Annotated in this window: 20 protein-coding genes and 1 pseudogene; 8 read left to right on the forward strand and 13 right to left on the reverse strand. The window is 71.2% G+C overall.

Annotation, left to right across the window (positions count from 1 at the left end; all coding sequences use genetic code 11):
* Positions 1–70: 70 nt before the first annotated feature.
* The 7 genes from J7I94_RS22680 to J7I94_RS22710 form a co-directional block, all read right to left on the reverse strand.
* A complete protein-coding gene (locus tag J7I94_RS22680; protein WP_215169394.1) occupies positions 71–1,222 on the reverse strand; it encodes an aldose epimerase family protein in 1,152 nt (383 codons plus the stop codon).
* A 58-nt stretch (positions 1,223–1,280) separates the two neighbouring features.
* The gene (gene mmsB / locus J7I94_RS22685; protein WP_215169396.1) at positions 1,281–2,525 is read right to left on the reverse strand and encodes a multiple monosaccharide ABC transporter permease; all 1,245 of its coding nucleotides are present in this window, start codon (positions 2,523–2,525) and stop codon (positions 1,281–1,283) included.
* Positions 2,522–4,072 carry a multiple monosaccharide ABC transporter ATP-binding protein gene (gene mmsA, locus J7I94_RS22690; RefSeq protein ID WP_215169398.1) on the reverse strand — a complete coding sequence of 517 codons (1,551 nt, stop codon included), beginning with the start codon at positions 4,070–4,072 and terminating at the stop codon, positions 2,522–2,524. The genes mmsB and mmsA overlap by 4 nt, the downstream gene beginning before the upstream one ends.
* 32 nt (positions 4,073–4,104) lie before the next feature.
* Complete coding sequence (chvE, locus tag J7I94_RS22695) at positions 4,105–5,217, reverse strand: multiple monosaccharide ABC transporter substrate-binding protein (RefSeq protein ID WP_215169400.1); 1,113 nt, start codon at positions 5,215–5,217, stop codon at positions 4,105–4,107.
* A 96-nt stretch (positions 5,218–5,313) separates the two neighbouring features.
* Positions 5,314–6,282 carry a hypothetical protein gene (locus J7I94_RS22700; protein WP_215169402.1) on the reverse strand — a complete coding sequence of 323 codons (969 nt, stop codon included), beginning with the start codon at positions 6,280–6,282 and terminating at the stop codon, positions 5,314–5,316.
* A 127-nt stretch (positions 6,283–6,409) separates the two neighbouring features.
* Positions 6,410–7,414 carry a zinc-binding dehydrogenase gene (locus J7I94_RS22705; RefSeq protein ID WP_215169404.1) on the reverse strand — a complete coding sequence of 335 codons (1,005 nt, stop codon included), beginning with the start codon at positions 7,412–7,414 and terminating at the stop codon, positions 6,410–6,412.
* Positions 7,411–8,574, reverse strand: coding sequence for a mandelate racemase/muconate lactonizing enzyme family protein (locus tag J7I94_RS22710; protein ID WP_215169405.1), 1,164 nt, complete (start codon positions 8,572–8,574; stop codon positions 7,411–7,413). The genes J7I94_RS22705 and J7I94_RS22710 overlap by 4 nt, the downstream gene beginning before the upstream one ends.
* Before the next feature lie 214 nt (positions 8,575–8,788).
* On the opposite strand from J7I94_RS22710, the gene J7I94_RS22715 reads away from it, so the two are divergent.
* Positions 8,789–9,673: a hypothetical protein gene (locus tag J7I94_RS22715; RefSeq protein WP_215169406.1), complete on the forward strand. Its 885-nt coding sequence runs from the start codon at positions 8,789–8,791 to the stop codon at positions 9,671–9,673.
* Positions 9,674–9,694: 21 nt separating this feature from the next.
* Here J7I94_RS22715 and J7I94_RS22720 read toward each other — a convergent pair whose 3' ends face one another.
* Positions 9,695–10,078: a helix-turn-helix domain-containing protein gene (locus J7I94_RS22720; RefSeq protein ID WP_215169407.1), complete on the reverse strand. Its 384-nt coding sequence runs from the start codon at positions 10,076–10,078 to the stop codon at positions 9,695–9,697.
* Positions 10,079–10,181: 103 nt separating this feature from the next.
* Here J7I94_RS22720 and J7I94_RS22725 point away from each other — a divergent pair, with 103 nt between their 5' ends.
* The gene (locus tag J7I94_RS22725; RefSeq protein ID WP_215169408.1) at positions 10,182–11,051 is read left to right on the forward strand and encodes an alpha/beta fold hydrolase; all 870 of its coding nucleotides are present in this window, start codon (positions 10,182–10,184) and stop codon (positions 11,049–11,051) included.
* Here J7I94_RS22725 and J7I94_RS22730 read toward each other — a convergent pair.
* Complete coding sequence (locus J7I94_RS22730) at positions 10,954–11,427, reverse strand: ATP-binding protein (RefSeq protein WP_215169409.1); 474 nt, start codon at positions 11,425–11,427, stop codon at positions 10,954–10,956. The two genes, J7I94_RS22725 and J7I94_RS22730, sit on opposite strands and share 98 nt — an antisense overlap.
* 155 nt (positions 11,428–11,582) lie before the next feature.
* On the opposite strand from J7I94_RS22730, the gene J7I94_RS22735 reads away from it, so the two are divergent.
* Together J7I94_RS22735 and J7I94_RS22740 are read left to right on the forward strand one after the other, a co-directional pair.
* The gene (locus J7I94_RS22735; protein ID WP_215169410.1) at positions 11,583–12,116 is read left to right on the forward strand and encodes a GntR family transcriptional regulator; all 534 of its coding nucleotides are present in this window, start codon (positions 11,583–11,585) and stop codon (positions 12,114–12,116) included.
* Positions 12,113–12,871 (forward strand): GntR family transcriptional regulator, encoded by a 759-nt coding sequence (locus J7I94_RS22740; RefSeq protein WP_215169412.1) that lies wholly within the window; start codon positions 12,113–12,115, stop codon positions 12,869–12,871. The genes J7I94_RS22735 and J7I94_RS22740 overlap by 4 nt, the downstream gene beginning before the upstream one ends.
* A 12-nt stretch (positions 12,872–12,883) precedes the next feature.
* Here J7I94_RS22740 and J7I94_RS22745 read toward each other — a convergent pair whose 3' ends face one another.
* The gene (locus J7I94_RS22745) at positions 12,884–13,339 is read right to left on the reverse strand and encodes a MarR family winged helix-turn-helix transcriptional regulator (RefSeq protein ID WP_215169414.1); all 456 of its coding nucleotides are present in this window, start codon (positions 13,337–13,339) and stop codon (positions 12,884–12,886) included.
* Positions 13,340–13,426: 87 nt separating this feature from the next.
* On the opposite strand from J7I94_RS22745, the gene J7I94_RS22750 reads away from it, so the two are divergent.
* The gene (locus J7I94_RS22750) at positions 13,427–14,449 is read left to right on the forward strand and encodes an NADP-dependent oxidoreductase (protein WP_215169416.1); all 1,023 of its coding nucleotides are present in this window, start codon (positions 13,427–13,429) and stop codon (positions 14,447–14,449) included.
* A 93-nt stretch (positions 14,450–14,542) separates the two neighbouring features.
* Here J7I94_RS22750 and J7I94_RS22755 read toward each other — a convergent pair whose 3' ends face one another.
* Positions 14,543–14,971 carry a MerR family transcriptional regulator gene (locus J7I94_RS22755; protein ID WP_215169417.1) on the reverse strand — a complete coding sequence of 143 codons (429 nt, stop codon included), beginning with the start codon at positions 14,969–14,971 and terminating at the stop codon, positions 14,543–14,545.
* Between the two features lie 281 nt (positions 14,972–15,252).
* Between J7I94_RS22755 and J7I94_RS22760 the strand changes: the two are divergent.
* Positions 15,253–16,754: pseudogene (locus J7I94_RS22760) on the forward strand (SulP family inorganic anion transporter).
* Positions 16,755–16,809: 55 nt separating this feature from the next.
* Positions 16,810–17,616: an EI24 domain-containing protein gene (locus tag J7I94_RS22765; protein WP_215169419.1), complete on the forward strand. Its 807-nt coding sequence runs from the start codon at positions 16,810–16,812 to the stop codon at positions 17,614–17,616.
* Here J7I94_RS22765 and J7I94_RS22770 read toward each other — a convergent pair.
* Positions 17,585–18,928 (reverse strand): pyroglutamyl peptidase, encoded by a 1,344-nt coding sequence (locus tag J7I94_RS22770; protein ID WP_215169421.1) that lies wholly within the window; start codon positions 18,926–18,928, stop codon positions 17,585–17,587. The genes J7I94_RS22765 and J7I94_RS22770 overlap by 32 nt on opposite strands.
* A 119-nt stretch (positions 18,929–19,047) precedes the next feature.
* Positions 19,048–19,623 (reverse strand): TetR/AcrR family transcriptional regulator, encoded by a 576-nt coding sequence (locus J7I94_RS22775; RefSeq protein ID WP_215169423.1) that lies wholly within the window; start codon positions 19,621–19,623, stop codon positions 19,048–19,050.
* 104 nt (positions 19,624–19,727) lie between these two features.
* On the opposite strand from J7I94_RS22775, the gene J7I94_RS22780 reads away from it, so the two are divergent.
* Positions 19,728–22,160 carry a glycoside hydrolase family 3 C-terminal domain-containing protein gene (locus J7I94_RS22780; protein WP_215169425.1) on the forward strand — a complete coding sequence of 811 codons (2,433 nt, stop codon included), beginning with the start codon at positions 19,728–19,730 and terminating at the stop codon, positions 22,158–22,160.
* The last annotated feature ends 35 nt before the right edge of the window (positions 22,161–22,195 follow it).

Here is a 22,195-nt window from a genome sequence, read left to right on the forward strand (position 1 = left end):
GGCCGCCCATGAGTACGGAGGTGCCTGGGCCGGCGTTCACCTCATGTGAGGGAAGTGTGACGACCGGGGCTCAGGAGTCGAACGAGTGGACGGTCGTCGTCCGGTAGGTCTCGCCGGGGCGCAGCACGGTCGACGGGAACGACGGCTGGTTCGGGGAGTCCGGGTAGTGCTGGGTCTCCAGGCACAGGGCGTCGCCCTGCCGGTAGAGCCGGCCGCCGGTGCCGGCGAGGGTGCCGTCGAGGAAGTTGCCCGAGTAGAACTGGAGGCCGGGCTGGTCGGTGGCGATCCTCAGGGTGCGGCCGGAGGACGGGTCGCGCAGGGTGGCGATGTGTTCGGGGCGGGCGGTGATGCCCTTGTCGAGGACCCAGTTGTGGTCGAAGCCCTTGGCGAGGACCAGTTGCGGGTGGGCGGCCCGGATGTCGCGGCCGATCGGCTTGGCGCGGCGGAAGTTGAAGGGGGTGGCGGCGGTCGGGGCCAGTTCGCCCGTCGGGATCAGGCCCGCGTCGGTGGGCGTGAAGCGGGACGCGGCGATCGACAGCTCGTGGTCCTCGATGGTGCCGCTGCCCTCGCCGGCCAGGTTCCAGTAGACGTGGCTGGTGAGGTTGACGACGGTGGCCTTGTCGGTGGTGGCCTCGTAGTCGATGCGCCAGTCGCCGGAGCGGGTGAGGGTGTAGGTGACCGTGGCCTTGAGGGTGCCCGGGTAGCCCATCTCGCCGTCGACGCTGGTGTAGTGCAGGACCAGGCCGACGTCGGAGCCCTTGGTGAACGGCTCGACGTCCCAGACCCGGTAGTCGAAGCCGAGGGCGCCGCCGTGCAGGGAGTTCTCGCCGTCGTTGACGGAGAGCTGGTACGTGGTGCCGTCCAGGGTGAAGCGGCCCTTGGCGATGCGGTTGCCGTACCGGCCGATCAGGGCGCCGAAGTGCGGGCTGCGGGCCACGTAGTCGTCGAGGTTGTCGAAGCCCAGGGAGACGTTCGCGTACCGGCCGCGCCGGTCGGGGATCTCCAGGGACTGCACCACACCGCCGTACGACAGCACCTTCATCCGCGTGCCGCCGTTCTCCAGCGACCAGCGGTACACCTTCGTGCCGTCGGCGAGCTTGCCGAAGAGTTCCTTCACCGGCTTCCTGCCTCCCCCTGCTGCGTGTGCCGTGGTGCCGATCGCGGTGGCGGCGACGCCCGCCGCGGCGGCGCCTGCGATGACCGTGCGTCTGCTCAGTTCCATGCGGCTCTCCTGAAAGGGATCGGCCCCCCGCCCGGGCGGGCGGGGGGCCGGAACTGACCTACGAACCCACCTTGCGCTTGTTCCACACGTCGAAGCCGACCGCCGCCAGCAGCACCAGGCCCTTGATGACCTGCTGCCAGTCGGTGCCGATGCCGACGAGGTTCATGCCGTTGTTCAGCACGCCCAGGACCAGACCGCCGATGATCGCGCCGAGGACCGTGCCGACGCCGCCGCTCATCGACGCCCCGCCGATGAACGAGGCGGCGATGGCCTCCAGCTCGAAGTTGAGGCCCGCCTTGGGCGAGGCCGCGTTGAAGCGGGCGGCGAAGACCAGACCCGCCAGGGCCGCGAGCATGCCCATGTTCACGAAGACCAGGAAGGTGACCTTCTTGTCCCGCACACCCGACAGCTTGGCCGCCGGGAGGTTGCCGCCGATGGCGTAGATGTGGCGGCCGATGATCGCGTTGCGCATGACATAGCCGAAGCCGACCAGCAGCACGCCCAGGATCAGCAGCACGATCGGGGCGCCCTTGTAGGAGGCGAGCAGCATGGTGACGACGAGGATGGCGGCGGCCAGCGCCACCAGCTTCAGGCCGAACAGCTTGGCCGGCAGCACGTCCAGGTCGAACTCCTGCTGGCGCTTGCGGTCCCGCAGCTCCTGGAAGACCACGAACGCGATCAGCGCGATGCCGAGCAGCAACGTCAGGTTGTGGTAGTTGGTCTCCGGTCCGACCTCGGGCATGAAGCCGTTGGCGACCTTCTGCAGGCCCTCCGGGAACGGCCCGAGGGTCTGGCCCTCCAGGAAGATCTCCGTCAGACCGCGGAAGATCAGCATGCCGGCCAGGGTCACGATGAACGACGGTATGCCGCCGTACGCGATGAAGAAGCCCTGCACCGCGCCCGCGACCGCGCCCATCAGCAGACACAGGATCAGCGCGACCGGCCAGGGGAGATCGTTCTTGACCATGAACACGGCGGCCATCGAGCCGATGAACGCCGTCAGCGAGCCGACCGACAGGTCGATGTGGCCCGCGATGATCACCAGCATCATGCCGATCGCGAGGATCAGGATGTAGCTGTTCTGCAGGACCAGGTTGGAGACGTTGCGCGGCAGCAGCAGGTCACCGCCGGTCCAGACCGCGAACAGCACCACGATCAGGCCGAGGGCGAACAGCATGCCGTACTGCCGCATGTTGCGGCGCATCCCGTCCAGCATCAGCTGGAGCAGGCCGTCGCCGCCGGCCGGCCCGCCCTTCCCGGCCGGCGCGGGGGCCGGCGACTTGGCGGTCACATCCGTGCTCATCGGGTTACCTCTTTGTCCTTCGTCATCTGACGCATCAGCGATTCCTGCGAGGCCTCGGCCCGCGAGAACTCACCGGTCAGCCGCCCCGCGGCCATCGTGTAGATGCGGTCGCACATGCCGAGCAGCTCCGGCAGCTCGGAGGAGATGAAGACGACCGCCTTGCCCTGGGCGGCCAGTTGGTCGATGACCGTGTAGATCTCGTACTTCGCGCCGACGTCGATGCCGCGCGTCGGCTCGTCCAGGATCAGTACGTCCGGACCGGCGAAGATCCACTTGCTGAGGACGACCTTCTGCTGGTTGCCGCCGGACAGCTTGCCCACCGGCTCGAACACGGTCGGTGCCTTGATGTTCATCGACTTGCGGAAGCCCTCGGCGACCTGACGCTCGCCGTGCTCGTCGACGACCCCTCGCTTGGCGACCTTGCCCAGGGCACTGAGCGAGATGTTGCGCCCGATGGTGTCGATGAGGTTGAGCCCGTAGTGCTTGCGGTCCTCGGTGACGTACGCGATGCCGTGCTTGACCGCCTCCGGGACGGACTTGGTACGGATCTCCGTGCCGTCCTTCAGCACCGTGCCGCCCGCGTACCGGCCGTAGGTGCGGCCGAAGACGCTCATCGCCAGCTCGGTGCGGCCGGCGCCCATCAGGCCCGCGATGCCGACGATCTCGCCGCGCCGTACGTTCAGCGAGACGTCGTCGACCACCTTGCGCTGCTGGTCGATGGGGTGGTGCACGGTCCAGTTGCGGATCTCCAGGGCCGGTGCCCGGCCCTCCTCCGGCTCGTGCGGGGAGCGCTCGGGGAAGCGGTGCTCCAGGTCCCGGCCGACCATCCCGGAGATGATCCGGTCCTCGGTGGTCTCCTCGGCCTTCACGTCCAGCGTCTCGATGCTCCGCCCGTCCCGCAGGATGGTCACCGAGTCGGCGACCCGGCGGATCTCGTTCAGCTTGTGCGAGATGATGATCGAGGTGATGCCCTGTTCCTTCAACTGGAGGATCAGGTCGAGCAGTTTGCCGCTGTCCTCGTCGTTGAGGGCCGCCGTCGGCTCGTCGAGGATGAGCAGCTTCACCTTCTTCGACAGCGCCTTGGCGATCTCGACGAGCTGCTGCTTGCCGACGCCGATGTCCGCGACCCGGGTCTCGGGGTGCTCGTCCAGACCGACCCGGCGCAGCAGCTCGGTGGCGTGCCTGAGGGTGTCGTTCCAGTTGATGAAGCCCCGGGCGGCGTGCTCGTTGCCGAGGAAGATGTTCTCCGCGATGGGGAGATAGGGCACCAGGGCCAGCTCCTGGTGGATGATCACGATGCCGCGCTGCTCACTGGCCCGGATGTCCTTGAAGGCGCAGGTCTCCCCCTCGAAGAGGATCTCGCCCTCGTAGGTGCCGTGGGGGTGGACCCCGGAGAGGACCTTCATCAGCGTCGACTTGCCGGCGCCGTTCTCCCCGCAGATGGCGTGGACCTCGCCCTGCCGTACGGTCAGCGTGACGTCCGACAGCGCCTTGACGCCGGGAAAGGTCTTGACGATCGAGCGCATTTCCAGGACGGGTCCCGCCATGGTCGTGCCTTCCAATCACTCGGTGCCGGCGGTTACTTGAGGTCGCTCGCCTTGATGTAGCCGGAGTCGACGAGTTCCTTCTGGTAGTTGTCCTTGTCGACGGCGACCGGCTCCAGGAGGTAGGCCGGGACGACCTTGGCACCGTTGTCATACGTCTTGGTGTCGTTGACCTCGGGCTTCTTGTCGTTGAGGAGGCCGTCGACCATGTCGGCGGACACCTTCGCCAGCTCCCGCAGGTCCTTGAAGACGCTCATCGACTGCTCGCCGGCGATGATCGACTTCACCGAGGCCAGCTCGGCGTCCTGGCCGGTGACGATCGGCAGCGGCTTGCTCTTGGAGCCGTAGTCGTCCGACTTCAGGGCGGACAGGATGCCGATGGAGATGCCGTCGTACGGCGACAGGACCGCGTCGACCCGCTCGCTCTTGTAGGACGAGGTCAGGATGTCGTCCATGCGCTTCTGGGCGGTGCCGCCGTCCCAGCGCAGGGTGGTGACCTGGTTGAGGGCGGTCTGCCCGGAGCGGACGACGAGCTGCTTCTTGTCGATGTACGGCTTGAGGACCTTCATCGCGCCGTTGAAGAAGTAGCGGGTGTTGTTGTCGTCGTTGGAGCCGGCGAACAGCTCGATGTTGAAGGGGCCCTTCTCGCTGCCGTCCTTCAGCCCGAGCTTCTCCAGGATGTAGGTGCCCTGGAGCTCGCCGACCTTCTCGTTGTCGAAGGAGGCGTAGTAGTCGACGTTCTCCGTGCCCAGGATCAGGCGGTCGTAGGAGATCACCGGGATGTCGGCGTCCTTGGCCTGCTGCACCACGTTGTTCATCGACTTGTTGTCGATGGCCGCGATGATCAGCGCCTTCACGCCCTGGGTGATCAGGTTCTCGATCTGCGAGACCTGCTGGTCGGGGTCGTCCTCCCCGTAGACCAGCTTGGTCTCGTAGCCCTTGGCCTCCAGCTCCTTGACGACGTTGGCGCCGTCGGCGATCCAGCGCTCGGAGGACTTGGTCGGCATCGCGATGCCGATGGTCGCCCCCTCCGAGCTTCCCTTGTCCTCCTCGCTGCCGCCCTCGCTGCTCTGGCCGCAGGCGGTCAGGGTCAGGGCGAGGGAGGCGGCCGAGGCGATGGCGGCGAGTGCGGCTCTGCGGTTACGCATGATCATCATCCTTGATGTGTGCGAGGAGGAACCGAGACGAGGTGTGTCGGATTGTGCGCGGTCGTGTCTTCTTTTGAGAAGGGAGTTTCCAGAACGTTATGACGAGATCTCGAACCGGTTGAGCGAGCCGGGCAGCCGCGTGCCGAGCGGGGCCATGTCGCCGCCGGCACCGTGCCGCGCGAGCAGGTCCAGCGCGAGCCGCCCGCGCCGCACCCGCTCCTTGGCGGTGGCCAGTGTCAGTTCCCGCAGGTGGTGGCCGTACGGGTAGATGCCGGGGGACTTCGACAGGCCGAACTTCAGGTAGAGCGGGGCGCCGCGCCGGATCAGCTCCGCCACCTCGTACATCCGCACATAGCCGCCCAGGTCGTCCGGAGCCTCGATGTACATGTCCATCGGCGCCGCCGACACCCGGCGGATCTCGGTGAGGTGGTCCAGCGTCAGGTCGCTGGGCACGTTGACGGAGTCGGCGCCGAGCCGCTCGTAGACGGCGAACGAGGCCGGGTTGACGGGGCCCACGAGCGCCGAGACCTTCAGGGTGGTGTCGGCGGGGATGATCCCCTGGGCCCGCGCCCGGTGCAGCGTCCACAGCACGCCCTCGTCGGCGACGAGCAGGCACTTGACGCCCAACTCGGTGGCCCGGACGGCGTCTTCGACGCATCCGGCGACGGCGTCGTGGCCGCGTGCGCGCAGCCCGCCGCCGCCGGAGTCGGTCCGGGTGGAGCCGCCGATGTCCCAGGTCCCGCGCGGACCGGTGAACAGGCACAGTTCGATGTCGCGGGCGGCGGTGGCCTCGACCATCTCGGTGATCTCGGCGTCGGAGAGCATCCACACCCCGCTGCCCTGGCTGATCCGGTGGATCGGCACGTCGAGGCGGGAGGACTCCTTCAGGACCACCGCCAGCGCCTCGGGACCCTCGCAGGACGGGATCTCGGTGCGCCAGCGACCGCCGTCCGGGAAGGTGTGCGGCGAGGCGTCGGCGGGGTCGAGGGCGGGCGCGCCCAGGCCGAGGGCGGTGAGCGCCTGCTCACCGGGCCGGCGGGGCGCCGTGGCGGAAGCGTCGGTCACAAGCTGTCCTTCGTGTTCGATATGCCGGACAAGGTTCGCGGCACATGGCAGACGGGCGGGGCATGGGTGTACGCCGGTACGGAGGCCGTCAGGTCGCCCCCGTACCGGCGTACGGCTGGGGGCTGCCTCAGGGACGCAGCAGTACCTTGCCGACCTTCGGATCGCCGGACCCCACCAGCTCGATGGCGTGCGGGAACTCGGCGAGCGGCAGTTCGTGCGTCACCAGCGGCAGCGGGTCGAGCAGCCCGGCGGCGAACACCCGGACGGTGTGCGCCCAGGCGTCCGGGGGCGCCCCGAAGACGGTGTGCACCTCCAGCTGCCGCACGACCAGGCCGGTGGGGTCGAGGCCGGCGGCGCCGGGCGCCGGGATGCCGGTCAGCACCAGCCGTCCCCCGCGCCGGAGCAGCGCCGCCGCGGTACGGGCGGCGTCGGCCGACCCCGCGGTCTCGATGACGACGTCGAAGTCGTCGGGGAGCGGCTGGTCCTTGGTGCGGAAGTCGGTCGCCCCGAACTGCCGGGACAGCGCCTCCCGGTCGCCGCGCGTACCGACGGTCAGCAGCTCGGCGGGGGAGCCGGCGGCGAGGAACTGCACGGCGAACATCCCGAGCGTGCCCGTGCCGACGACGGCGACCCGCTCACCCGGCCGGGCGTTCGCCTTCAGCGCGGCGGCGGCGATACAGGCGGCCGGCTCCAGCAGGGCGGCGGCCGAGAGGTCGGCGTCGTCGGGCAGGACGTGCAGCAGCCGGGCCGGGAGCGTCAGCGTCGGGGCCATGGCGCCCGGCTGGGTGAACCCGGTCTCCTCGTACCCGGCGGTGCACAACGTTGTCTCACCGGCGTGGCACCGGTCGCACACCTGGCAGTTGCGGAACCCCTCGCCGACCACTTTCCGCCCGACGAGCGAGACCGGCACCCCGGCCCCGACCGCCTCGACCGTCCCCGACCACTCGTGCCCGGGGACCAGCGGGTAACGGACGTACCCCTCCGGCCTGTTGCCCTGGTGCACCTCACGGTCGCTGCCGCAGATACCGGCGGCGTGCACCCGTACCAGCGCCTCCCCGGCGGCCGGGTCGCGCGGCTCGTGCGGGACGAGCCGGTGCGCGCCCGGCGCCTCGATGACGACGGCGGTGCTCACTGGGTGCCCTTGGGCTTGCGCTGCTCCCAGCCCTCGGCCCACAGGTCGAACCGGGCCTGCTGCTGCGGGAACTCGGCGGCGGCGTCGGTGTCCAGCTCCACGCCGAGCCCGGGGGCGTCGGAGAGGTGGAAGCACCCGTCCTCCGGGTCCACCTGCGGAGCGCCCTTGACCACCTTCTTGATCTCCGCGTCCGCGAAGTCGTTGAAGTGCTCCAGGATCTTGAAGTTGGGGGAGGTGAAGCCGACCTGGAGCGAGGCGGCGGTGAGCACGGAGCCGCCCACGTTGTGCGGCGCGACCAGCGTGTAGTGCGTCTCGGCGGTCGCGGCGAGCTTGCGGGTCTCCCAGATGCCGCCGATGTGGCCGACGTCCGGCTGGATGATGTCGACGGACTGGTCCTCGAACAGCTCCCGGAACTCGATCCGGTCGTGGATGCGCTCACCGGTGGCGACGGGGATGTCCACCTTCTCGGCGACCTTCTTCAGCGCCCGCAGGTTCTCCGGCGGCACCGGCTCCTCCAGCCAGGCCGGCTTGAAGGGAGCCAGTTCCTTGGCGAGCCGTACGGCGGTGGAGGGGGAGAACCGGCCGTGCATCTCCAGCATCAGCTCGGCCTCGGGCCCGATGGCGTCCCGCACGGCCTCGATGAGCGAGACGGCGTACAGCGTCTGCTCGTGGTCCAGCTCGAAGTGCCCGGTCCCGAACGGGTCGATCTTCAGCGCCCGGTACCCGCGCTCCATGACCCCCTGGGCGGCCTTGTGGTACGCCTCGGGCGTCCGCTCCGTGGTGTACCACCCGTTGGCGTACGCCTTCACCTTGTCGGTGACCTTGCCGCCCAGCAGCTGCCACACCGGCACGCCGAGCGCCTTGCCCTTGATGTCCCAGCAGGCCATCTCGACGACGGCGATGCCGGACATCACGATCTCGCCCGCGCGCCCGTAGTCGCCGTACTTCATGCGCTTGACGAGGTCCTCGACAGCGAACGGGTCGGAGCCGAGAATGTGGTTGACCTCGGCCTCCTTCAGGTAACCGAGGAGCGCGTCGGTGTGACCGAGCATCCGGGTCTCGCCGACTCCGGTCAGGCCCTCGTCGGTGTGCACCTGGACATAGGTCAGGTTGCGCCACGGCGTTCCGACCACGTGCGTGCTGATTCCGGTGATGCGCACGGCAGCTGCCCTCCGCTACGTTCGATATTTCGTCACTCGTTCGAAATGCTGGCGTGACAGTAAGGACGGGGTGGCGGGGGTGTCAATGGGTCGGACGCATAACGGTTTCGGGAGCTTTCGAAACCTCGTCACCTGCCGGGGCGGCCGTTTCCCACACAACTTTCACAGGCGGCACTAGGAAGGCGGCCGACGCGGAACTTAACCTTCACGCGTCATGGACTACTGCGAGCCGTGCCGACGGCACGTCAACGGCGCCCTGGTCTGCCCGGGGTGCGGCGCACCGGCCGGCCCGGCGGACATATCGGCCACGGAGACCCTGGAGGTGCCGGAAGCCCCGAACGGCGGACGGCACATCACCGCAGGGGCGGCGGGGGAGTCCACGGCCGTCGCCGTCGCCGTCGCCGGGGCAGCGGCTCCGGGGGGCCGTGCCGCCCGCAGACGCGAGCAGCGGCAGGGCGGGCGGCGGAGCCGGGAGCGGGGCCCGGCGGGCGGCGGCCCCGACGCCGAGGGTCCGGCCGCCGAGGGTCCGGCCGCCGACGGTCCCGCCACCGATGGGGACGTGCCCGGCCGACGCGATCGCAAAGCGGCGGCCCACCGCAGGCGCCGCCGCCGGGTCCTGCTGATCACCGCCGGGTTCGTACTCGCCGCCGGCGGCCTGAGCCTGGCCGAACTCGGCACCGACGTCCCCGGCTTCCCCTCCTCGAAACCGGCCACGTCCGGGGAAGGGGCCCCCGAGTCCGACCGGGAGGACGAGGACGATCCCGCGCCGGGAACCACGGCCGCCCCCGTGGACGACGCGACGTCCGCCGGCGCGACGGGCACGGCGTCCCCGGACGCCTCGGACTCGGCGTCGGCGGACCCGGACGCGTCGGGCACGACGGAGGCGACGGACTCCGGCGCCCCGGACGACGACGAGGACACGGACCCGACGACCTCCCACGCCACCACCCCGGGCGCCTCCTCGGCACCCCCGGCGGAGACCACCCCGGCGGACGAGTCCCCTTCCCTCCCGGAAACCTCCGGCCCCGAGCCCTCGACCTCCGACCCGGAGCCGTCGGCGTCGGAGACGTGTGACCGGTGGCTGTGGTGGTGCTCGTGAAGCGCCGCCGCGCCTCCGCGCCTACTCGCTGACCGGCGCGTCGGCGAGCCGGTTGTTCCGGTCGATCTCCGACATGTGCGTCTCGGCCCAGACCCGCAGGGCGGACAGCGGCCCTTCGAGGGAGAGGCCCAGCTCGGTGAGCCGGTAGTGGACGGCGGGCGGCACGGTGGGCTCGACGCGCCGGGCGACCAGGCCGTCGCGGTCCAGGCTCCGCAGGGTGGTGGACAGCATCTTCTGCGAGATGCCGGGGACCCGGCGCCGCAACTCCGCGAACCGGATCTCGCCCGGCGCCTCCTCGGCCAGCACCTTGACCACCATCGACGTCCACTTGGTGCCGACGCGGTCGAGCAACTGCCGCGTCGGACAGCGCGGATCGAGCAGATCACCGGGACGTGACGTGGTCACCCGTACCTCACCACCTGAAACAGAAGTGCCGTCTTGGGCCCACCAGGCTAGTTCCTTACGGTGACCAGGTCACCTCTGTTCACCCCCGCACCCGGAGCCCGCCATGCCCGACCTGCGCCGCGTCCCCGTCAACGGCACCGAACTCAACGTCGCCCTCGCCGGATCCGGCCCCGCCGTCCTGCTGCTGCACGGCTTCCCGCACACCTGGCAGGTGTGGACGGACGTCCTGGCCGACCTGTCCCGCGACCACCTCGTCATCGCGCCGGACCTGCGCGGCTTCGGCGCGAGCGCCCGGCCCGCCGCCGGATACGACGCCGGCACCCTGGCCGAGGACGCCGAGGCGCTGCTCACCGCGCTCGGCGTCTCCTCGGCCGCCGTGGCCGGCATCGACGCCGGCACCCCGCCGGCCTTCCTCCTCGCCCTGCGCCGCCCCGGCCTCGTCCGGCGCCTGGTCGTCATGGAGTCCCTGCTGGGCCGGCTGCCCGGCGCCGAGGACTTCCTGGCCGGCGGGCCGCCGTGGTGGTTCGGCTTCCACGCCGCCGAGCCCGGCCTCGCCGAAACCGTCCTCGAAGGACACGAGGCCGAGTACGTCGACTGGTTCCTCAACGCCGGCACCCTCGGCGCGGGCGTCCGCCCGTCCGTCCGGGACGCCTTCGTCCGCGCGTACACCGGCCGGGCGGCGCTCGGCGGCGCGTTCGCCACCTACCGGGCCCTGCCCGAGAGCGCCGAGCAGATCGAACGGGCGCTCACCACCACCCGCCTGACCGTCCCGACCCTGGCCGTCGGCGCCCACCCCGTCGGCACCGCCCTGGAACGCCAACTCCGCCCCGTCACCGACGACCTCACCGGACACGTCATCGAGGACTGCGGCCACATCATCCCCTTGCACCGGCCTCAGGCCCTGCTGACGGTGCTGCGGCCGTTCCTGTCCGCCGGGCCGGACGAGGCACCGGGACCGACGGCGTCGTCCTGAAGACGGCCCACACGGCCTTGCCGACGACATGCCGCGTGACTCCCATGCCGTCGGCCACTTCCCGGACCAGAGGCAGCCCGCGCCCGGAACACGCACCGGGGCCGGCCTCCGGCCCGTCGAGGACCAGGCTGCGGTCGCCGCTGTCCCGGACCGAGAGGAGGATCGACCTCTCGTCGAGCGTGAGACTCACGCAGTACTCCCTGCCGGGCGGCGCTCCGTGCAGAAGCGCGTTCGTGGCCAACTCGGAGACGCACAGCGTTATGTCGTCCAGTCGATCGGTGTGACCCCAGTCCGTCAGCACCTGACGGACGAAAGCGCGGGCGTCGCGCACCGAGGTGCGTGAGCGTGGGAAACGACGGTGCCGTGACAGGGGCACGGGGCCACCTCCGGGAACTGGGGCGTCCGACGAGCGGCAACCTTACTGCGTTTCGCGAATGGTGGCTAGGTGGCAGGATGGTGGGGAACATCCGGGCGAGGTCGCTAACGTTGAGGCCACCGTGGGAGTCTGGCATCGGTCACGAGGAGGGCTTTGTGAGCACGAGCAGCTGGGTCAGCGCATCCCTTCCGTATCTGACCCCGCAGAAGAAAGACGCCTGGGCCGCCGAAGCCGCCGCGCAGGGCCGTCGGGGAACCCAGCGCATCCTGCACGCCGGCGAGGTGCCCGCACCGGCCGAGGTCGCGGAGCTGTTCGGCATCGCGGCAGGGGAGCCGGTCGTCGTGCGCCGCCGCCTGATCCTCCTCGACGAGCGTCCGAACGAACTGACCGACACGTACTACCCCCTGCCCATCGCCCAGGGCACCGACCTCGCCCGCACCGCCAAGATCCGCGGCGGAGCCGTCGCCTTGCTCGCGGAACTCGGCCACGTCGGCGTCCTGGTGAGGGAGGACGTGACGGCCGCGCTGCCCGACGAGGAGGAGTGCCGGACCCTGGACACCGCCCCTGACGAGCCGGTCCTCCGGCTCACCCGGCTCACGCTCGACCGCGACGACCGCCCGATCCAGGCCGACCGTATGGTGATGCCTGCCCTACGGCAGAGACTGCGTTACGAGATCAGGATCGGATGACCGTGCCCCAGGCAGAAACGGAAGCCGTCGACCGCCGCTCGCTGCACGAGCGCATCGCCGCCGATCTGCGCGACGACATCATGAGCGGCGAACTCGCGCCGGGTGCGAACCTGCCCTCGACGGCGCGGCTCAAGGAACGCTTCGACGCGTCGAACGCCACGGTGCAGAAGGCACTCCAACTCCTCAAGGAGGAGAGCCTCGTGGTCGGCCGGGCGGGAGCCGCCGTCACGGTGCGCGAGCACCGGCAGCGCAGGGTCCGGCCCGCCGCGCTCACGGCTCCGGGCCGCTGGCTCACCGAGGCCGCCAAGCACGGCACCCACGCCCGCAGCGCCCTGCGCGAGGTCGCCGAGGTCATTCCGCCCGCCGACGTCCGAGCCGCCTTCGGCCTCCCGGCGGACGGCACGGCTCTGCTGCGCGCCCAGCTCCTCCTGATCGACGACGAGCCCGCCGAACTCGCCCACTGCTACTACCCACTGGACATCGCCCGGGGCACGGCTCTCATGGAGCGCCGCCGGATCAAAGGCGGTGCCACTGCACTGCTCACGGAAGTGGGGCATCCCCCGCGCCACAGCGTCGACCGCGTCTCCGCACGCATCCCCACCCAGGAGCAGTACCAGGCCCTCCGCCTCACCAGCAGCACGCCCGTCCTGCGCACCCTCCGGGTCGTCCACAGTGACGGGGAGGCCCCGGTCGAGGTGACCGTCATGGTGAAGGCCGGGCACCTCTACGAGCTTCAGTACGAGTTCGACGCGTAGGCGCCCGACGGCTCAGCCCTCCGCCCCCTCGTCCTCCCCCACCATCCTCCGCAACGCGTCCCGCAGCGCCAGCCGCTCCCCCTCCGCCAGCCCCGCCAGCGGCTCCCGCGCGAAGCGCAGTGACTCCCGCAGGCTCCGGGACACCCGCAGGCCCTCCTCCGTGGCCGCCGCCACCTTCACGCGCCGGTCGCCGGGGTCGGGGCGGCGCTCGACCAGCCCGCGTGCCTCCAGGCGGTCCACGATGCCGGTGACGTTCGACGGTTCGCACCGCAGCTTGCGGGCGAGCCTGCGCATCGGCAGCGGCTCCAGGGACAGCAGCCTCAGCAGCCGCGCCTGCGCCCCGGTCAGCGCGTGCTCGGCCGCCGCCTCCTCGTAGTCCGCGTGGAACCGGGCCACGGCCACGCCGATCAGCTCGACGACCTCCAGGGTCAGTGCGTCCGGTCGGGGGGTGGGGTGCGCGTCGGCCATGGATTCAGGGTACCCATTGTTTGACAACCTGAAATTTCCAGGCGCACAGTTGTTTCAGGTACTGAAACATCTTCGAAAGGGCCGCTCATGACCGAGTCCCCCACGCTCCCCTCCGTCAACCGCGAATGGCACCTGCTGAGCCGCCCGGTCGGCTGGCCGAAGGAGGAGGACTTCGCCCTCGTCGAGGCGGACGTTCCCACCCCCGGTGAGGGCCAGGTGCTGGTCCGCAACACCTATCTCTCCGTCGACCCGTACATGCGCGGCCGGATGAGCGCCGCCAAGTCCTACGTCGCCCCCTTCGAGCTGGGCAAGGTCATGCAGGGCGGCGCGGTCGGCGAGGTCGTGGCGTCGAACGCCGAGGGCCTCGCCGTCGGCGACCACGTCCTGCACTGGCTCGGCTGGCGCGAGTACGCCGTCGTGGACGCGCAGCAGGCCGTCAAGGTCGACCCCGAGGTCGCGCCCCTGTCGACGTACCTCGGCGTGCTCGGCATGCCCGGCCTCACCGCGTACGCCGGTCTGCTGCGCACCGCCTCCTTCAAGGAGGGCGACGCCGTGTTCGTGTCCGGTGCCGCGGGCGCCGTCGGCGGTCAGGTCGGGCAGATCGCGAAGCTGAAGGGCGCCTCGCGGGTCATCGGCTCCGCCGGGTCCGACGAGAAGGTCAAGCTGCTCACGGACGAGTACGGCTTCGACGCCGCCTTCAACTACAAGGACGGCGACGTCAGCGGCCAGCTCCGCGCCGCCGCCCCGGACGGTGTCGACGTCTACTTCGACAACGTCGGCGGCGACCACCTGGAGGCCGCCATCGGCTCCCTCAACCGGGGCGGCCGGATCGCGGTCTGCGGCATGATCTCCGTCTACAACAACACCGAGCCCGCCCCCGGCCCGAAGAACCTCGCCCGCCTCATCCAGACCCGCGGCCGCATCGAGGGCTTCCTCGTCGGCGACCACTACGACCTCCAGCCGCAGTTCGTGGAAGAGGTCGGCCCCTGGGTCCGCGACGGCCGGCTGAAGTACCGCGAGACCGTCGTCGAGGGCATCGAGAACAACCTGGAGGCGTTCCTCGGCGTCCTGCGCGGCGACAACACCGGGAAGATGATCGTCAAGCTCTGACGTCCGGTTCTGGAACCTACCCTGACGCGAGGGTAGGTTCCGGCCCCGCCGGTTTCCGGTCGGCCCCGTCGACCCCGCCCGGCCCCGCCGCCCCTACTGCCGAGCCGGCTCCCCGCCGGACTCGGCCAGCCGCTGCCGCAGCGTGGCGGCGAAGTCCTCGGCCATCGACAGCCGGGCCCGCAGCGTCTCGCAGCGCGCGTCGGCCACCTTGCGGTAGGAGTCCAGGCGCTCCCGCAGCCGCTCCCGCTCCTCCTCGGAGGGCGTCTCACCGGAACCGGCCGCCGACAGCCGGTCGGTGATCTCCAGCAGGTCCCGCATCTCCTCCAGGGAGAAGTCCAGCGGCTTCATCCGGCGGATCACCATCAGCCGCTCGACATCCGACTCCGTGTACAGGCGAAAACCGCCCTTGCTGCGGGCGGAGGGAACAACGAGGCCGACTTCTTCGTAATGACGCATGGTGCGCAGCGACAAACCGGTCCGTTCGGCGACCTCGCCGATCTGCATCTGTCGCTGTTCCGTCATCGCCGTGTCTCTCCTCGTACTGGGCAACTCGCACTCTTCCCTCACGTCAGGGTAGAGTCATCGAGCGGGTAGAACCATGATGCCCGACCGGCGCCCCGAACGGGCCGCCGCTCTGTCCGTCGAGTCTGTCCGTCGAGGCCCGTCGAGGCGGCCGGGCCTCGGACGATTCCCCCGGACGAATCCCCGGACGGTTTCCCGGGGGATTCCCCCTCGGAGTCACGCACACCGCGCGCGAGTGCCCAGCGGCAAGTGGATACGTGCGCCTGAACAGAAACGGTCGCATGTCCTCACCGCTGTCCCAGACCCCCAGGCCACGCCTGTCCAAGCCGGACTGGCTCGCCTCGCCCAAGGTGCTGCGCACCGAGGTGCTGGCCGGCCTGGTCGTCGCCCTCGCCCTGATCCCCGAGGCGATCTCCTTCTCGATCATCGCCGGCGTCGACCCCGCGATCGGTCTGTTCGCCTCGTTCACCATGGCGGTCGTGATCTCGGTCGTCGGCGGCCGCAAGGCGATGATCTCCGCCGCCCCGGCGCGGTCGCCCTGGTCATCGCCCCGCTCAACCGCGAGCACGGCCTCGGCTACCTGGTCGCCGCCGTCATCCTCGCCGGTGTCTTCCAGGTGGTCCTCGGTGCGCTCGGGGTCGCCAAGCTGATGCGGTTCGTGCCGCGCAGCGTCATGGTGGGCTTCGTCAACGCCCTCGCGATCATGATCTTCATGGCGCAGGTGCCGGAGATGCACGACGTGCCCTGGGCCGTCTACCCGCTGATCATCGGCGGCCTCGCCCTGATGGTGTTCTTCCCCAAGGTCACCAAGGTGGTCCCGGCGCCGCTGGTCTCCATCGTCGTCCTCACCGTGATCACCGTCGCCGCCGGCATCGCCGTACCGACCGTCGGCGACAAGGGCGACCTGCCCTCCTCCCTGCCGGTGCCGGGCCTGCCCGACGTGCCGTTCACCCTCGACACCCTGACCACCATCGCCCCCTACGCCCTCGCGATGGCGCTGGTGGGTTTGATGGAGTCGCTGATGACGGCCAAGCTGGTCGACGACATCACCGACACCCGCTCCGACAAGACCCGGGAGTCCATCGGCCAGGGCATCGCCAACATCGTCACCGGCTTCTTCGGCGGCATGGGCGGCTGCGCCATGATCGGCCAGACCATGATCAACGTGAAGGTCTCCGGCGCCCGCACCCGCCTGTCCACCTTCCTCGCCGGGTCGTTCCTGATGGTGCTGTGCATCGCCTTCGGGCCCGTCGTCTCGGACATTCCGATGGCCGCCCTGGTCGCCGTCATGGTGATGGTGTCGGTGGGCACCTTCGACTGGCACTCGGTCCGGCCGAAGACCCTCAAGCGGATGCCGCTGGGCGAGACGACCGTCATGGTCGTCACCGTCGTCGTGGTGGTCGCCACCGACAACCTGGCCATCGGCGTCGTCGTCGGCTCCCTCACCGCGATGACCGTCTTCGCCAAGCGCGTCGCCCACCTGGCCCAGGTGTCCGGCGTGGTCGACCCCGACGGCCAGCAGGTCGTCTACTCGGTCACCGGCGAGCTCTTCTTCGCCTCGTCCAACGACCTCGTCCACCAGTTCGACTACAAGAACGACCCGGACGACGTGGTCATCGACCTCTCCGGCACCCACATCTGGGACGCCTCCTCGGTCGCCGCGCTGGACGCCATCGAGACCAAGTACGCCGAACGCGGCAAGAAGGTCACCGTCACCGGCCTCAACGAGCCCAGCGCCGCCATGCGCGAGCGGCTCACCGGACAGCTCACCGGAGGCCACTGACCCCCGGGCCCCAGCGCCCATGCACCCGCGGCCCCCCGCCCGATAGAGTGCGCCCATGCGTGATCTTGGGGCGGGATTCGGTCATCTCCTGAAGGGCCAGCGCTGGGTGGCCCGGCACGGCAAGAGCTACGGTTTCGGGCTGCTGCCGGGACTGATCACCCTGGTCCTGTACCTGGCGGCCCTGGTGGCGCTCGCCCTGTGGGGCGCGGACTTCGTCGCCTGGGCCACCCCCTTCGCCGACGACTGGTCCAGCCCCTGGCCCGGCCTCTTCCGCGGCTTCCTCACCGCCGTCCTGTTCGCCCTCGCCCTGCTCCTGGCCGTCCTCACCTTCACCGCGGTGACCCTGCTGATCGGCCAGCCCTTCTACGAGAGCCTGTCCGAGCGGGTCGACCGGGACGTCTCCCCGGACGGCACCGCCCCCGAGTCCGACCTGCCGCTCTGGCGGGAGCTGTGGATCTCCGGCCGTGACAGCCTCCGTATCGTCGTCCGCGCCGCGATCTGGGGCGTGCTCCTCTTCGCGCTCGGCTTCATCCCGGTCGTCGGCCAGACGGTCGTCCCCGTGATCGGCTTCTTCGTCACCGGCTTCTTCCTCACCGAGGAACTGACCTCCGTCGCCCTCCAGCGCCGCGGCGTCGTCCTCCGTGACCGCCTCGCCCTGCTGCGCTCCCGCAAGACGCTGGTGTGGGGCTTCGGCACCCCGCTGGGCCTGGCCTTCCTGGTCCCCGTCGTCGCGGTGTTCCTGATGCCGGGCGCGGTCGCCGGAGCCACCCTCCTCGCCCGCGAACTGCTGGGCGAACAGACCCGCGACGGCGACGAGGAGACCGCCGCCGTCAGCTCCGCGCCCGTTCCGCCGACGCACTGACCGCCACCGACACGATCGCCCGCACCTGCGCCACGATGTCGCGCCGGTCGCGTACGAAGTCGGCGTCCGTGACCTCGGTGGTGTTCCCGGCGCCGAACTGGAGCACCGGCGTGTGCACATGCCCGCCGGGCAGCTCGCCGCGCAGCCCCAGCCGGTCGCGCAGCAGCGTCGCCCGGTAGGCGATCTCGTTGGACAGGTAGTCCCCGCCGCCCCCGGCCCGCGCCGCCGACCCGGGCGTGGGCCCGTCCGGCCGCACCACGGGCTCGGTGCCGCCCGCCGGGACCTCGGTCACGCTGGTGTTGTCGTACACCGGGAACCGCCCGGTGTCCGCCGCCACGATCTCCCGGTACGGCAGGGTGGTCGTCGTCCACTGCGGCTGGCCGGCCGGGTCGGACACCGGCACGACCCCCGTCCGCGAGACGTTCTCGTTGTCCGCGAAGCCGCCACGCCAGGCCCCGTTGGTCCGCTCCACGTCGAACCGGCCCACCCGCCCCTGGCTCACCGTCGCGAACAGGTCGACGCGCGGCAGGTACGGCCGCAGCGCCCGCTCCACCTCACCGCCCGCGAAGTCGTCCCAGCGCACCGGGAACACCGCCGTCTCCACCCGGGCCGGCCCCCGGTCGGTCTGGATCACCGCACCGTCCAGCGCCAGCGCGGACGCCCCCGACGGGTTGGAGATACGGATGTCCCGGTCCAGCGTGAACGGGTCGAACCCGGTGACCAGGACCCGCCGCACGCCACCCCCGCCGCCCGGCAGCCGGATGTCCTCCTGCCCCCGCGAGGTCCGCTCCAGGTCCTCCAGCAGCGCCGCCCGCTGACGGGACGGCAGCCCGGACTCCGGCTCCCACCCCCGCAGTTCCCGCGTCATGCCGAGCCGCGCCCAGTACAGCGGCCGGTCGTCGTCCCGCGCCAGGTCCCCGCGCGCCGGACCCCGCCCCCGCGCCCGGTCCACCGCCCGCTCCCACAGCGCCGACCCCTGCCGCAGGACCGTACGGCGGGCCTCGGCGTAAGAGTCCGCGCGGCCGAGGGCGCGGGCGAACGCCGGTGCCACCGCGTCGAATCCGGACCGCCGCAGGATCTCCTGGGGCACCGCCCGGTCGAGCCGCTGTTCCTCCACGGTGACCGCCGAGCCGACTGCCGCCGAGCCGACTGCCGCCGAGCCGACTGCCGCCGAGCCGACTGCCGCCGAGCCGACTGCCGCCGAGCCGACTGCCGCCGAGCCGACTGCCGCCGGGTCCGCCGCCGCCGGTGCCGAGAGCCCCGCCACCAGGGCCAGGGAGAGTACACCGATCCGAACGCCTGTGCCGGTCAAGGGAATCCAGGTCCTTCCGTCACGCCATACGGCCGCCCTCGGGCGGGTCCGCCGGACGGCGGCAGTATCGCGTGACGGAAGTGACGCGCGCTACGGCGCCTGACGCTGCCGGACGCGCCTCACGACTCGCCCAGCAGCGTCAGGAAGTCCCGGAACGCCCCCGGCATGTCCACCGACTCCGGGTCCAGCAGCCACTGGTACTGCAACCCGTCCAGCACCGCCACCATGAGCGGCGCCGCCCGCTCCGGGGCCAGCCCGCTCGGCAGCCGGTCGCCGTACTCCGCGCGCAGCAGCTCCGCCATCGAGCCGCGCACCCGGCCGTACCGCTCGGCGAAGTACGCACGCGCCGGATGCCCCTCCGTCACGCTCTCCCCGAGCAGCGCGGAGAAGGTCTGGACGATGCCCGGCCGCATCGCGTTGTACTCGACCAGCGAGGCGAGCAGATCCAGGCGCAGGCCGTCGGCGGGCAGGGCGTCCCAGCGGTCCCGTTCCTCCAGGACCGCGACCAGCAGCGCCTCCTTGTTCGGGAAGTGGTGCATCAGCCCCTGCTGGGTGAGCCCGACCCGCTCGGCCACGGCGGCCAGGCTCGCGCCCCGGTACCCCCGCTCGGCGATGACCTCGACGGCGGCCCGCAGGATCTCCGCGCGCCGGTCCGCGCTCCTGGCCCTGGTCGTCATGGCGTCACCGTACGTCATACGAACGGTCACCATATAACGACAAGGTAACGAAACCTACCGATCACCAGGTGCCGGGTGCAGGATGAGGACGTCCGAACGGCTTTCGACGAGGAGGTGCCGCGGTGGCTGAGACAGCGGTGGAGACCGAGGCTCGGGAGGCGGCCGTCGAGGCCGCCCTCGGCAAGCTCGACCTGGAGGCGAAGACACGGCTGCTGGCCGGGCAGGACATGTGGACCCTGCCCGCGTTCCCGGAGATCGGCCTCGCCTCCCTGGTGATGTCCGACGGCCCGATCGGCGTCCGGGGGGTGCGCTGGAGCGCCGACGACCCCTCCGTGGCGCTGCCCTCCCCGACCGCGCTGGCCGCCTCCTGGGACCCGGAGCTGGCCCGCCGCGCCGGGGTGCTGCTGGCCCAGGAGGCCCGCCGCAAGGGCGTCCACGTGCTGCTCGCCCCGACCGTCAACCTGCACCGCTCCCCGCTCGGCGGCCGGCACTTCGAGGCGTACAGCGAGGACCCGTACCTCACCGGCCGGATCGGCACCGGCTATGTCACCGGCGTCCAGTCCGGCGGCGTCGGCACCACCGTGAAGCACTTCGTCGCCAACGACGCCGAGACCGACCGCTTCACCGTGAACAACCTGGTCTCCGAACGCGCCCTGCGCGAGCTGTACCTGGCCCCCTTCGAGGCGATCGTCGCCGACGCCCACCCCTGGGGCATCATGACCGCCTACAACTCGGTCAACGGGCCGACCATGACCGAGCACCACAGGCTGGTCGAAGAGATCCTGCGCGGCGAGTGGGGCTTCGACGGCTTCAACGTCTCCGACTGGACCGCCGCCCGCTCCACCACCGGCGCCATCGACGGCGGCCTGGACGTCGCGATGCCCGGCCCCGGGACCGTCTACGGCGAGGCCCTCGCGCAGGCCGTACGCGACGGCCGGGTCGAGGAGGCGAAGGTCGACGCGGCCGTGCGCAACGTGCTGCGGCTCGCCGCCCGCGTCGGCGTCCTCCAGGGCGCCGAACCGGTCGTCCCCGAGCCCCCGGCCCCGGTGGACGGCGCCGCCCTCGCCCGTGAGATCGCCCGCCGCTCCTTCGTCCTGGTCCGCAACGAGGGCGGGGCGCTTCCCCTGCGGCCCGGCACCGTCGCCCTCATCGGCGCCGCCGCCCGCGACGCCCGCGTCCTCGGCGGCGGCTCCGCCACCGTCTTCCCCGCGCACGTCGTCTCCCCGCTCGACGGCCTCACCGCCGCCCTCCCCGAGGGCACCCTCCGCTACGCCGTCGGCGCCGACCCGAACACCGAACTCGCCGTCGCCGGCAAGGGCTTCGCCCTGCGCACCGTCTGCCACGACACCGACGGCCGGGTCATCGGCACCGCCAACGCCCCCGACGGCCACGTCCAGTGGATGGGCTCCGACCTGCCCGAGGGCGTCACCCACGAGGCCCTGCACACCGTCGACCTCACCGGCACCTTCACCCCGCGCGAGACCGGCACCCACACCTTCGGCATCAAGGGCCTGGGCGCCTTCACCCTCACCGTCGACGGCACCACCCACTTCGACGACGTGCAGCGCCCCGTCAAGGACGACCCCTTCCTGTCCTTCTTCGGCGCCCCCGAGCCCCGCGCCGAGGTGGAGCTGACCGCCGGGCAGCCGGTCGAGGTCAGCCTGCGGTACGTCGTCGACCTCCCCGACGACATGCCGATGAAGGTCATCACCTTCTCCCTGTGCCACGCCGAACCCGTACGCGACCCCGACGAGCTGATCGCCGAGGCCGTCGAGACCGCCCGGGGTGCCGACACCGCCGTGGTCGTCGTCGCCACCACCGAACGCGTCGAGTCCGAGGGCTTCGACCGCACCGACCTGAAGCTCCCCGGCCGCCAGGACGACCTGGTCCGCGCCGTCGCCGCCGCCAACCCGAACACCGTCGTGGTGGTCAACGCCGGCTCCCCGGTCGAACTGCCCTGGCGGGACGAGGTCGCCGCCGTGCTGCTGAGCTGGTTCCCCGGCCAGGAGGGCGGCGCCGCGCTCGCCGACGTACTGACCGGCGCCCACGAACCGGGCGGCCGGCTCCCCACCACCTGGGGCTCCCTGGCCGACGCCCCGGTCACCCAGGTCGTCCCCGAGAACGGCGAACTCCCTTACACCGAGGACGTCTTCATCGGCTACCGCGCCTGGGAACGGGAAAGCCGCACCCCCGCCTACCCCTTCGGCCACGGCCTCGGCTACACCGACTGGACCTACGAGTCCCTCCAGGTCACCGGCACCACCGTGCGGGTCCGCCTGCGCAACACCGGCGACCGCCCCGGCCGCGAGGTCGTCCAGCTCTACCTGGCCCCCGCGCAGCCCGACCCCACCCGCCCGGCCCGCTGGCTGGCCGGATTCGCCGGCGTCGAGGCCGCCCCCGGCGAACGCGCCGAGGTCACCGTCGAACTGCCCCGCCGCGCCTTCGAGGTCTGGGACGAGGCGGCGGGCACCTGGTCGTTTGTGAAGGGTTCGTACGAACTCCAGGCCGGGCGCTCGATCGCCGACCGCCGGATCACCGCGCCGATTACCGTCTGAGACCGAGGCCGCTCACCTGACGAGCGGCCTCCCGG

Source organism: Streptomyces sp. ISL-12, from assembly GCF_018614415.1.
Classification (GTDB): domain Bacteria; phylum Actinomycetota; class Actinomycetes; order Streptomycetales; family Streptomycetaceae; genus Streptomyces.

Excerpts from the sequence above, each read along its gene's own strand:
- J7I94_RS22740 (WP_215169412.1), top strand. The coding sequence starts at position 12,113 with ATGACCGTGCCCCAGGCAGAAACGGAAGCCGTCGACCGCCGCTCGCTG.
- mmsB (WP_215169396.1), bottom strand. The coding sequence starts at position 2,525 with ATGAGCACGGATGTGACCGCCAAGTCGCCGGCCCCCGCGCCGGCCGGG.
- J7I94_RS22725 (WP_215169408.1), top strand. The coding sequence starts at position 10,182 with ATGCCCGACCTGCGCCGCGTCCCCGTCAACGGCACCGAACTCAACGTC.
- J7I94_RS22765 (WP_215169419.1), top strand. The coding sequence starts at position 16,810 with ATGCGTGATCTTGGGGCGGGATTCGGTCATCTCCTGAAGGGCCAGCGC.
- J7I94_RS22715 (WP_215169406.1), top strand. The coding sequence starts at position 8,789 with ATGGACTACTGCGAGCCGTGCCGACGGCACGTCAACGGCGCCCTGGTC.
- J7I94_RS22755 (WP_215169417.1), bottom strand. The coding sequence starts at position 14,971 with ATGACGGAACAGCGACAGATGCAGATCGGCGAGGTCGCCGAACGGACC.
- J7I94_RS22745 (WP_215169414.1), bottom strand. The coding sequence starts at position 13,339 with ATGGCCGACGCGCACCCCACCCCCCGACCGGACGCACTGACCCTGGAG.
- chvE (WP_215169400.1), bottom strand. The coding sequence starts at position 5,217 with ATGCGTAACCGCAGAGCCGCACTCGCCGCCATCGCCTCGGCCGCCTCC.
- J7I94_RS22775 (WP_215169423.1), bottom strand. The coding sequence starts at position 19,623 with ATGACGTACGGTGACGCCATGACGACCAGGGCCAGGAGCGCGGACCGG.
- J7I94_RS22680 (WP_215169394.1), bottom strand. The coding sequence starts at position 1,222 with ATGGAACTGAGCAGACGCACGGTCATCGCAGGCGCCGCCGCGGCGGGC.
- mmsA (WP_215169398.1), bottom strand. The coding sequence starts at position 4,072 with ATGGCGGGACCCGTCCTGGAAATGCGCTCGATCGTCAAGACCTTTCCC.
- J7I94_RS22750 (WP_215169416.1), top strand. The coding sequence starts at position 13,427 with ATGACCGAGTCCCCCACGCTCCCCTCCGTCAACCGCGAATGGCACCTG.